This is a genomic window from Halopseudomonas sp. (genome assembly GCF_041579695.1).
Lineage (GTDB): Bacteria > Pseudomonadota > Gammaproteobacteria > Pseudomonadales > Pseudomonadaceae > Halopseudomonas.
The window spans coordinates 16,594-27,695 of sequence record NZ_JBFGFI010000038.1 but is presented as its reverse complement, the minus strand read 5'-3'; the positions used below and the strand labels follow the sequence as shown (position 1 = coordinate 27,695).

The window sequence follows — 11,102 nt, the reverse complement described above, 5'->3', positions numbered from 1 at the left end:
CGGCACCACACCGGTGGCCAGGATGACCTCGTCAAACTCGAGCAGATCCTCTACAGTCGCGCGCTTGCCCAGGACCAGACGCACCCCATGCTTGGCAATCATGCGGTCGAAGTAGCGCAAGGTCTCGTAGAACTCTTCCTTACCCGGAATGCGTTTGGCAATATTGAACTGCCCACCAATCTCATCACCGGCGTCGAACAGCGTCACTTCATGGCCACGCTGTGCAGCCACGGTAGCAACCGAAAGCCCGCCGGGGCCGGCACCGACCACGGCAATCTTCTTCACCTGGGTAACCGGCAGGTAATTCAACTCGGTCTCGTGGCAGGCGCGCGGGTTGACCAGACAACTGGTCAGCTTGCCGCCAAAGGTATGATCCAGACAGGCCTGGTTGCAGCCAATACAGGTGTTGATCTCTTCCGCCAACCCTGCGGCAGCCTTGTTGACGAACTCAGGATCGGCCAGGAACGGACGTGCCATGGACACCATATCCGCGTCGCCCTCGGCCAGTACCTGCTCGGCCACCTCCGGGGTATTGATCCGGTTGGTCGTGACCAGCGGAATATTCACTTCACCCTTGAGCTTGGCTGTCACCTTGGTGAACGCGGCGCGGGGCACCTTGGTGGCGATGGTCGGAATGCGCGCTTCGTGCCAGCCGATGCCGGTATTGATAATGGTCGCACCGGCCTGCTCGATCGCCTTGGCCAGTATCACCACCTCATCCCAGGTGCTGCCGCCCTCGATCAGATCGAGCATCGACAGCCGGTAGATGATGATGAAATTGGCGCCGACGCCCTCACGCACGCGGCGCACGATTTCCACCGGCAGACGCATGCGGTTCTCGTAACTGCCGCCCCAGCGATCGGTCCGCTGGTTCACGTGCTTGACCAGAAACTGATTGATGAAATAGCCCTCGGAGCCCATGATCTCGACGCCGTCATAACCGGCGGACTGGGCCAACTGGGAGCAGGTGACAAAATCCTGGATCTGCTTTTCGATACCGGCTTCGTCCAGCTCCTTTGGCGTGAACGGGTTGATCGGCGCCTTCACCGCGCTGGCCGACACCTGCTTGGGACCGTATGCATAGCGCCCAGCGTGGAGGATCTGCATGCAGATCTTGCCGCCCGCCTCGTGCACCGCCTGGGTCACCACCTTGTGATGCTCGGCCTCCTCCGGCGTAGTCATTTTCGCTGCGCCTACGCCCACACTACCTTCCTCGTTCGGACCTATGCCGCCGGTGACGATCAGGCCAACACCGCCGCGGGCGCGCTCGGCAAAATAGGCGGCCATGCGTTCGAAGCCGTGGGGTCTTTCCTCCAGGCCGGTATGCATCGAGCCCATCAGGGTACGATTGCGCAGCGTGGTGAAGCCCAGGTCCAGCGGGGCCAGCAGATGCGGATAGAGCGCGTGCTCGGTCATGGTCTTGCTCCGGTCATGTCATCATCAGGGAGTGACCGGATACATGCCCGGTCTTTGTCTGTGGCAAGACAATAGGCCCGCGAGGGCATGCGCTCAATCACCCTGAATGACATTTTTATGACTTTGAAGTACATTTAGCCGCTCACCAGCCCGCCGAATTGTAACCAGAGGAGTTCAGGCCATGAAGCTCGGCGATCTGTCGGTCGGCTACCTTTACAGCATGCAGGCGGCGCTTGGGGAACTGGGACATGACATCGATCCGCTGCTACAGCGTTTTCGTATCAGCCGGGAGATCCTTGCCACTCCCCATGCGCGCATAAGTATTCCGCGCTTCATGCGCATGGGCCAGGCGGCCATCAGCCTCAGCAGTCGGGAGGACATCGGACTACTCATGGGTGAGCACAGCCAGGCCAGCCACTTGGGCCTGGCGGGCCTGACCGCCCAGTGCGCGAGTGATTTGCAGGCAGCATTCAACACGCTGGTGCGCTTCGAGCGGCTGTCCAGCCAGAACTATCGGGGCCATTCCAGCTTCGATGCACCGGCCCTGCGCTTCTATTCGATCAGTCCCTACAACCGGTTCAATCTGTTCGTGGTGGACTCCGCGCTGTCTTCGCGTGCGCGCCTGGGCCGGGAGCTGACCGGTGGTCAGGCCCGTCTTGAAGCGGTGCACATCGAGTTCCCCGCCCCGGCCTACGCCGAGCGCTACGAGGAGGTGTTCAAATGTCCGGTGCTGTTTGGCCAGCAGCACAATCAACTGCTATGGCAACGCGCCAGCCTCGATTTGTCGCTGGTGCAGGCAGCCCCGGCCACATTCAACCACCTGCAGTCGCTATGCGAGGCCCAACTGCATGAGCTTGGACGGCATCGTCGGCTGCGTGAACGGGTTGAGGAAGTTGTGTCACCGCAGCTGCATCAGCGCCTGCCCAGCCTCGACACAGTGGCCCGCAACCTGGGCATGGCCTCATGGACCCTGCGCCGCAAGCTGCAGCAACAGGAGCAGACGCGCTTTCAGGACATCATCGACGATACCCGACGCGATCTGGCATTGACCTATGTAAGGGACACGGAACTGGCGCTGGGTGAAATCGCCTTTCTGCTCGGATTCTCGTCACCGGCGGCGTTTCAGCGGGCGTTCAAACGCTGGACAGGCCAGGCTCCCGGGCAATTTCGTCGGGACCAACGGCAAGTAAGGGGTTAATGCGTGGGTAGGGGGTAATAGCGGAAGGATCAAATAAGGCGAAGCAACCGAAGAAACTACATTTCTTCGGCGTCTTCAGCATCCTGGTCCCACTCCTGAGCATGTTGCTCCATCAACTCTTCAACGTAATCGTTCATCGTTCACCTCCTCTGGTTATGTCATAGACAAGCAAGCCTCGGTTACTACAACGAGACTTTAAAAGGCTTGCATTACAATCAGATGAAGCTGAAATAAAAAAGTTCAGGCGGACGGTGAAATAGTCTCGTAGGCGCGGAACCCGGCGCCCTGGTTGAAGTAAGCAATCAGATCATCGATCTCATTGCGAAACGCAGTCACTGACCAGCGCCCCCAAGCCTGATCACCGTCCAGCCCGATTTCCAGGTTGCGCGAGCTTTCTGCCTCGATATCCGGGTTGCCGAAACCGGGGTAGTACAGCTGGTTGAATGTCGGCGCCGATGGCTTCAGAACCATAGAGGCTGGAGCGTGGGCCACGGACCACCTCAATACGTTCGATTTGCTCGAGCGGATGTTCACCGCAACGTTCTTGCCCGGCCCGCCGGTATTGGTCAGGCTGACCCCCGGCACGAACCGAAGCAGTTCGGCGACGCTGCCTGCCTGCAGACGCTCGATATCCGCGCGCTCGATCACCGTTGCGGGGGCAGCGCCGGGGTTGCTTGAAAAAGCGCACCGGCTTCCCAGTTTCACCCTCCAATGATCGTTGGCAGGCACCTGAAGCTGGCGGAAGGTTAGAAGCTTTTGGTTACAAGGTCGACGGCAAGAACCCACGAGGCCATGGTCGCACCAAATCGGCGCGAATGCTGCCGGGATGGGCTATTGGGGTGCAACCCGCAACCCGTCAGGGCCTGATCCGGCTGGTCTTGCCGGCCAGCAGATCGGCATAATTGAGCAGGTTCTGGGCCACGTCCGCCAGCCGCTGACTGCGCTCCATCGCCGCTGTCTGCAGCATGCGGTAGGCCTCCTCTTCGCCCAGACCATGCTGCAGCATCAACAGGCGCTTGGCCCGGTCTACCAGCTTGCGTTCATTCAGCGAGCGCCGTGCGTCATCCAGTTGCACACTGAGCTCCTGCAACCTCAGGGTCTGATCGTGCAGCACGTCGAGCACCGAACGGTTGAGCTGACAGCTCATATTATTCGGCGGCGCAGCGTCCATGTCAGAGGCCTGGACGTTGAACAATCGGGTGGCAGGCGCCTGGGTATCGGCGTCCATTCCTGCAAGACGACCCAGCATGGAGCGGTGATTGGCCAGGTCCGCACGGGCCTGGGCCGTTTTCTCACGACACAACTGCTGTAGCTGCCCGGTCATCATGTCTTCGAGCTGTTTCATAACATCAATCCGGCGGCTGGTCAGCTCGAACCATAGCTCGCCCAACGCCCCACCAATTTGCGTCGCCCCGGCAGATCGCACTGCCACCTGGCGCAGCCGCACGATCTCCCTGACCAGTTCATCAGTAGACAGCGCACTCCAGGCCTTCAGCAGATCAGGACTGGCGTATTCGCTGAAGCTTTCGAAGCAGCGTTGCTGGGCCTCGCAGAAATAGGTCATGCGCTCGAGCTCAGCCGAATCGAAACGGCCGACAGCAAACCCCGCCACACCTGTGGCGCGCTCCTGACCTGCCAGTTCCTTGCCCTGCATGAAATTGAACAGAGCCACCAGACTGCGGGTAATGTCAGGATCCACTGCGGTATCCGCCGCCTCGAATACCACCGTGAGAAGGCCGCCAATGGGTCGCGTGAATGCCTGGGTCGCCTCTAGCGGGCTCAGTGCCTGGGTGCGCACCCGCTCGCGCAGATCCGGCAAGCCTTCGAGACAATGCAGCACGTAGGCAATACGGTTGAATAAGCGGGCCTTGTCGGCGCCACATCCGCTTTCCAGATCCATGCGGTCAAAGCAGGCACTGACCTGTTTTTCCAGATGACGACTGTCGTCGCTCAGCCCGGTCAGCGGGGTAAGAAACCGCTGATCAAGGCTGCCCAGATAGATATTGGAAAAGCCCCGCTCGCGTTGCAGGGCGTGCACCAACCGGCTGACGCCGCTGACCAGCTGGCAGGTCAGTTCGAGCGCTTGCAGGCCATGCATTTCGCTGCGTCTGGCGGCCAGAATGAAGTCCAGCGCTCTGCTCATGATCACCTCCCGGAGTGTGCGCAGGACGCCAACGCGTCCCGCACTCTTAGAGATGAAGCAATAGCCGTGCCGCAGACCTACTAATGGCCGAGAATATGGAAGCGCCGACCGATATCCGGCTGTTCATACGGCTGGGCCAGGAGGCGTTCGAACTGCTCGCTGGCATGCTCGATGGACGCGTGCAGTTGCTGATGTAACTGAACCCGCAGCATCTCCCGGCTGGCCAGCAGCTCCGCCCGGATCTCCGTTTGCTTGCGCTCGCGCAGCAACGCCTCCTCCGCCTTAAGCAACGCGAAGTCGGTAATCACCAGGGTACCCGCAGCCGTCAGGAACGCCACGCTACCGGCCACCAGCGCCCCGGGTCCACTGGGCGCAGTGACCGCCGCGGTGGTGCCGCCTGCACTGACGGCCATCGCCACCCGTGGCGCCAGCCGCGCGGCAAATCCCGCCACCGCACGCCGTCCGCCTTGCACGGCCGAAAGGCTCATCAACCGAGGAATCAGTGAACGTCGCAGCAGCAGGCCCAGCGTGCCGACCCCGGCCAATGCCGAAACCTGGGAGCCTGTCCGCCAGCGCTGCATGTCTTCAGCACTGGCGGCAAAGCCCCGGTCCAGGGCCAGATCGATATTGATCGTTGGCACCGGCTCGGCCGATTGCGCATCAGCAGTCACCTGGCGCCGGGCGTAGAGACCCGTGAGCTGTTGCTGCACTACGCGCTGCTGGGTAGCTGCGAGCTCCTGCCAACGCTCCAGCATGACTTCGTCGAAACCAGCCAGCCGTTGCTGCAGGCCACTGCGTTCCATCAGATAGAGGGACATCCGCTCCTGCGTGAACTCATCCAGATCACCGCCCACCGCATGGAAGAGCCGGCTATAGGAACCGGGCATCGAGTAATACCAGTCCATGTAGTCCGGCACCGCCGCAGTGGCCAGGGCAAAGCTCTGGTCCAGCCAGCTGTCGGTCCATTCCAACATCCGGACCTCTGCCTGGCGCCGCTGCTGCTGGGTCAGCTGGACCAGGTCGGCGTTGAACTGGCGCAGCGTGGCGCCATCGAGCAGCAACTGTTGCTCATTCACCAGCACGGCGAACAGACGATTGTCCGCCAGACGCTCGTTGAGCAGTCGCAAACCGGCGTTCATGGCCACGAACAGCACCAGTACCGCGAGCGTCACCGTGAGCAGCAGCCTGATCCGTCGCACCACGGCGATCTTCATCGCGCGTCTCCCTGCCGGGGAAACAGTGCCCCGACGCCAACCAGCATGCGCACCCACGCCCAGGCAAAGGCGGCGCCACCGATCAGCAACAGGCTCCAGGCAAGCAGCGCCAGCGCGCCGCTGTCATCCATGCTGCCCAGGGTGTTCTGAAGCGCCCATTGCAGGGTCAGATCAAGCAGCAGATACAGGCGTTCGACCAGTGCCAGTAGCGCCATCGCGCTTTGTGCGTCCGGCAGATATCGATCCACCGCCTCGCCCCAGCCGATGCCGCCCATGTGCGGCTGTGACAGGTTCAACGAGAGCAGCAGGTAGCACAGCAGGAGCGGCAGCATGGTCAATGGCACCAGCAACCTGCGGGTCACTGCCGGCCTGACTTCAGGTTTCACATGGGCACCAAGCCGGACGTCCATCCAGCGGCCCAGCAGCCAGATCAGAGGAATCTGCGCCAGCAGGATCAGCCATAACCAGATACTGGCGTTAAGCAATCTGGCCAGCATGAACAGGGCCAGCAGTGCCGCGATCAGCAGATGCCAGGACGTCATCAGCACCCCGCCGCGCAGTAGCTGGTGCCAGCGGGAATCGGCAAGCAGGTACTGGTCCAGCCAGACACGCCGGCGCAGGCGAGCAGATTCCAGGCTCCCCGCCAGGATCAGCCAGCTGCTGGCCGCCCATACCAGCAGAAACAGCCAGCCCTGGGCCGGCTCGGCGAGCAGGGTCCAGACCAGCAGCGCAATGGCGGGCACAAGCAATGGAATCACGATCAGGCAGGCTCCGACTGGAGGATTTCTGCCAGTCTACCCTGAACGGTCAGGCAAACGAAAAAAGCCCCCGGCATTGCTGCTCGGGGGCTTTCGACAAATATGGCGCAGTGGACGGGACTCGAACCCGCGACCCCCGGCGTGACAGGCCGGTATTCTAACCAACTGAACTACCACTGCGCATCTGCAACAGGGACCAGGTCCGACTGAGCAGGCGCGCATTGTAAACATTCGGCCAGGCTAGTCAAGCACTTACAGCGGCTTTCGTATCTTCCTGGCGACGACCGAGCGTCAGCCGACACACGGCCGGCACTACCAGTAACGTCAGCACTGTGGATGCCAGCAGACCCGAAATAATCGCCCAGGCCATGGGGGGCCAAAGCGTCGACTGGGAAAACGCCAGCGGCAGCAGACCCGCAATGGTCGTTGCCGTGGTCAGCAATATTGGCCGGGTACGGCGGGCCACCGCCTCGGCTACCGCATCGACAATATCCGCCCCACTGGCCAGGCGCTGGTCAACCACATCGACCAGCACTATGGCGTTGTTCACTACGATTCCGACCAGCGCAATGATGCCCAGCAGCGACTGGAAACCGAAAGGCGCGCCGGAAAGCACCAGGCCGGGGAACACGCCGACTGCGGCCAGAGGCACCGTCAGCAGGATAATGCCGACCCGGCGGAACGAGTTGAACTGCAGCAACAGGAAAAACAACAACAGCAGCATGCCGATGGGTGCGCTGGTAAAGATCGCACTGTTGGCATCACCCGATCCCTCCTTGTCACCTCCAAGCTCCATGCGAACCCCATCCGGCAAGGGTGTCTCAGCCAGCTGGGCATTGAGCTGATCGAGGATCTGGCTGAAGCTGTAGCCATCCTCCAGGCCCGCGGTTACGGTCTGCACGCGCACGCCATCGCGCTGATAGATCCCTGCCGGTTGCCACTGGGGCTCGAGCCGGGCCAGTGCTGTCAGGGGCACGGCCTGGCCTTCGGCAGTGAATATACTTAATGACTTGAGACGCTCCAGCGACTGCGCCATGCCCTCGGGCGAACGCAATACCAGGGCGATGGGATCTCGCTCCTGGCGATACTGCTCCACCACAAGACCGAGACTGGTGGTATTGAGCGCACGCGCTATCTGTGCCCGCGTGAGCCCGAACCGCTGGGCCTGGGCGTCATCGACTTCCACTCGCAATACCGGCACGCCCAGGTCGATATCATGACGCACGTCCACCGCGCCTGGAATCGAACGGGTCAGGCTGAATAGCTGCTCGGCAGCAGCGGCGCGCACGGTGTCATCCGGATGATAGAGGCGCATTTCCACCGGAGCGACACGCGGCGGGCCCTGCCCCAGCGTCCCGGCAACTATTTCGAGTTGCGGATACTGCTGAGCCACGTGCTCGCGAACCCACTGAACGATGCCGCCGGTAGCGGCCAGGTCGGTCACAGCCACCACCAGGCGTGCCCGGTTCGGAGCCTGTGGCGAGCGGCGCAGATTGTAGTAGAAGCTCGGCCCGGCCGAGCCGACGAACCGGTGGACCTGCAGTACATCCGGTCGCTCGCGTATCGCACGCTCAAGTGCCACCGCGACGTCTTCAGAACGCTGCTGGTCGGTGCCCTCGGGCATGTAGAGTTCCACTACCACCAGCGGCCGGTCTGCATTGGGGAAAAACTGGAGCTTGACCATGGGCGCAAGCAACAGACTGCCGACCACCATCAGCCCGCCCAGCCCAATGACCCACCAGGGGGCGGTCGTACTGACAGTGCCCAGGGTTCTGCTCAGGGTCATCATCCATTGGCTGCTGCGCTGCGGCGCCGGGCGAAGAAAGCGCCCGGCCAGCAGCGGCGCCACACCAACAGCCAGCAGGTAACTGACCACCAGGGTGAGCATGATCATTACCGGGATGCCACGGGTAAAGTCAGCAGCCCCGCCCTTGGCCAGCAACAGGGGAGTGAATGCCGCGAGCGTAGTGGCGGTCGATGCGCCGAGCGGGCCGGCAAGCTCGCGTATGGCTGCATACACCGCCTGCTGCCGGGATTCTCCCTGGTTGAGTCGATCCTGAATGTTTTCCACCATGACAATGGCATTGTCGATCAGGATACCCAGCGAAATAACCAGACCAATCACGGCAATCTGATGCAGGATGCCACCGCCCAGATCATAGATACCCAGGCTGATCAGCGCCACCAGGGGCAACATGGTCGCCACCAGCAGCCCCATGCGCCATCCCATACCGACAACTACGACCGCAATAATGATCAGCACGCTGATCAACAGACTCTGTTCCAGCCCATCCAGACGCTCTTTCACCTGGTCGGGCTGAAAGAACATCTCATCGATCTGCAGCGGCGCCAGTCCCGGGCGCAGGGTCTCCAGCCGTTCACGTACCCGCTCGCCGAAGCTGATTGCATCTTCCTGCCCGCGCACCGCGGTCAGGGCAACCAGCACCGTGGGCTCACCATCAAACCACGCCTTGGGCTGCGCTGGCTCGACCGGCCCGCGCCAGATCTCGGCCAGGGTATCCAGTGGCACACTCCCGCCCTGTGGCAGGGCAATCTGGGTGCTGCGCAACGAATCGATACTGCTGAACTCGCTGTTGGGCAACAGACCCAGCCGCTTGCCTGCGGCTACAACGAAACCACCTGGGATCACCTGATTGCGCTGCGCCAGAATAGTCGCCAGGTAGTCAGCCGATATGCCCAGACGGGCCATCTGCGCGTCGCGCAGGGCAATGGTGACCTGTTCGTCCACATCGCCATCGAGCTCAATGCGCGCCAGGCCCGGCAGATCGGTCAAGTTACGCTTGAGCTGTTCGGCGGCCTCGGTCAGCGCGACCAGGGATGCACTGCCGCGTACCGACAACACCACCGCAGGAATATCGATCAGGCGGTCATCCAGCTCGATCCGGGCAATACCTTCTGGAAAATCCAGTTCGGCCCGGGTAATAGCCTGTCGAACCCGGTCCCAACCAGCATCGGTCTCGTATATTGAATCGTCGAAAGCGATATTGATCAGTGCCACCCCGGTGCGTGCGGTGGCGGTAAAGTAGTCGATCTCCTCGACCTGGGTCAGCTCGTCGGAGAGAGGCTCGAGTACCAGCCGTTCGATCGCCTCGGCCATCGCACCGGGATAGACGACGGTGATCAGTCCGGCACGATACGGAAAGCTGGGATCTTCCTGGCGCGCCATGGTCAAGTAGGAAGCGACACCCAGCAGACACAGCATGACCGTGACCAGACCGATCAGACGCGGCCGCGCCCAAGAGGCCGGATTCATGGCAACAACTCAACTGCATCACCTGCGGACAGGCGGGTCAACCCGGCGTAAACCACCATATCCCCTTCCTGCAGCGAATCCCCACGTAGCGTCGCCCATTCGCCGCGCAGGCCAGCCACTTCGATCGGCACACGCTCGACCTTGCCATCGGTTACCCGGAACACCGCCAGGCTACCCTGCGCTCCCGCGAAGGAGCGCATGACCGCGGCCATCGGCACACTCAGGCCCGTCTCGGCGAACTGGCCAATACCCACCTCCAGCGCATCACCGCTGCGGGCGGCTTGCTGATCCAGCGCTACCACCAGCGGATACAAGGCACTCCCCCGGGAGGATCCCTGGCCTATCTCGCTGATCTGTCCCACCAGGGGGGTATCACGCAGCCCATCCCAGAGGGGGACTTGCTGGCCGACGCTGAGCCCTTCGAGCATATGCCCGGGGATCAACACCTCCACTTCAAGGCCTTCCGCAGCCGCCAGCTCCATGACCGCCTGCCCGGGTGCGACAAACTCTCCAGGCTCTACCATCAGCGCTTCGATACGACCGGCAAAGGGCGCGCGCAACCGGGTTTCGCTCCGCAACTGCTCGGTCTGGACCAGTGCGGCCCGGGCACTGTCGACCCCTGCCTGCAATGCGTTCAGACGCGCCTGCTGCTGCTCGCGCTGCTGGGCGGAGATCACACCCCGCTCGAACAGCTGGTCACTCCTGCGCGCCTCGCGCTCGGCCTGCGCCGCCTGCGCCTTGAGTTCTTCCAGCCTAGCGCGCGAAGCATTGCGCGCGGGCTCAAGCTCGGGGTTGTAAAGCGTGGCCATGACCTCACCCTGCTCTACTGCCTGACCTATCTCGACAGACCGTCTTTGCAGTACCCCGCCCACCTGAAAGGTCAACTGCGCCCGCTGCCGGGCGCGCACCACGCCGGCAAAGCGCAGCGGCTCAGCTGACGCTGTTGCCACCACAGGCGCCGCTCTGACCACGACCGCAGGTGGCTGATCGGCCGCCTGAACCAAGCCCTCGCTTTCGCAACCGGCCAAGGCCATCAGCAGCGCAGCTATTGCTGCAAGCGACAGCGGACGGGAAAATTCGTATGGTAGCGACATGGCCG

The 11,102-nt window shown here is 62.2% G+C and carries 7 protein-coding genes, 1 tRNA gene, 1 pseudogene and 1 riboswitch; of the genes and pseudogenes, 1 reads left to right on the top strand and 8 read right to left on the bottom strand.

What is annotated here, in order from left to right:
- Positions 1 to 1,416: FAD-dependent oxidoreductase (locus ABYA88_RS09440; protein WP_373186883.1), on the bottom strand; the 1,416-nt coding region annotated here is incomplete at its 3' end.
- Between the two features lie 181 nt (positions 1,417 to 1,597).
- On the opposite strand from ABYA88_RS09440, the gene ABYA88_RS09435 reads away from it, so the two are divergent.
- Positions 1,598 to 2,614: an AraC family transcriptional regulator gene (locus ABYA88_RS09435; RefSeq protein ID WP_373186882.1), complete on the top strand. Its 1,017-nt coding sequence runs from the start codon at positions 1,598 to 1,600 to the stop codon at positions 2,612 to 2,614.
- Between the two features lie 439 nt (positions 2,615 to 3,053).
- On the opposite strand, the pseudogene ABYA88_RS09430 reads toward ABYA88_RS09435, so the two are convergent.
- The 7 genes and pseudogenes from ABYA88_RS09430 to ABYA88_RS09400 all read right to left on the bottom strand — a co-directional run.
- Positions 3,054 to 3,140, bottom strand: a pseudogene (locus ABYA88_RS09430) (TonB-dependent receptor plug domain-containing protein); the annotation flags it as partial.
- A 25-nt stretch (positions 3,141 to 3,165) separates the two neighbouring features.
- Positions 3,166 to 3,362, bottom strand: a riboswitch (cobalamin riboswitch).
- Between the two features lie 108 nt (positions 3,363 to 3,470).
- On the bottom strand, positions 3,471 to 4,757 hold the full coding sequence (locus tag ABYA88_RS09425) for a nitrate- and nitrite sensing domain-containing protein (protein WP_373186881.1): 1,287 nt from the start codon (positions 4,755 to 4,757) through the stop codon (positions 3,471 to 3,473).
- An 80-nt stretch (positions 4,758 to 4,837) separates the two neighbouring features.
- Positions 4,838 to 5,971, bottom strand: coding sequence for a hypothetical protein (locus tag ABYA88_RS09420; protein ID WP_373186879.1), 1,134 nt, complete (start codon positions 5,969 to 5,971; stop codon positions 4,838 to 4,840).
- On the bottom strand, positions 5,968 to 6,729 hold the full coding sequence (locus ABYA88_RS09415) for a hypothetical protein (protein WP_373186878.1): 762 nt from the start codon (positions 6,727 to 6,729) through the stop codon (positions 5,968 to 5,970). Before ABYA88_RS09415 ends, ABYA88_RS09420 begins: the two co-directional genes overlap by 4 nt.
- Before the next feature lie 103 nt (positions 6,730 to 6,832).
- Positions 6,833 to 6,909 (bottom strand) — tRNA-Asp (locus ABYA88_RS09410).
- 64 nt (positions 6,910 to 6,973) lie between these two features.
- Complete coding sequence (locus ABYA88_RS09405) at positions 6,974 to 10,003, bottom strand: efflux RND transporter permease subunit (RefSeq protein ID WP_373186876.1); 3,030 nt, start codon at positions 10,001 to 10,003, stop codon at positions 6,974 to 6,976.
- Entirely contained in the window at positions 10,000 to 11,097 is a 1,098-nt protein-coding gene (locus tag ABYA88_RS09400) for an efflux RND transporter periplasmic adaptor subunit (protein WP_373186874.1), read from the bottom strand. Before ABYA88_RS09400 ends, ABYA88_RS09405 begins: the two co-directional genes overlap by 4 nt.
- Positions 11,098 to 11,102 lie beyond the last annotated feature (5 nt).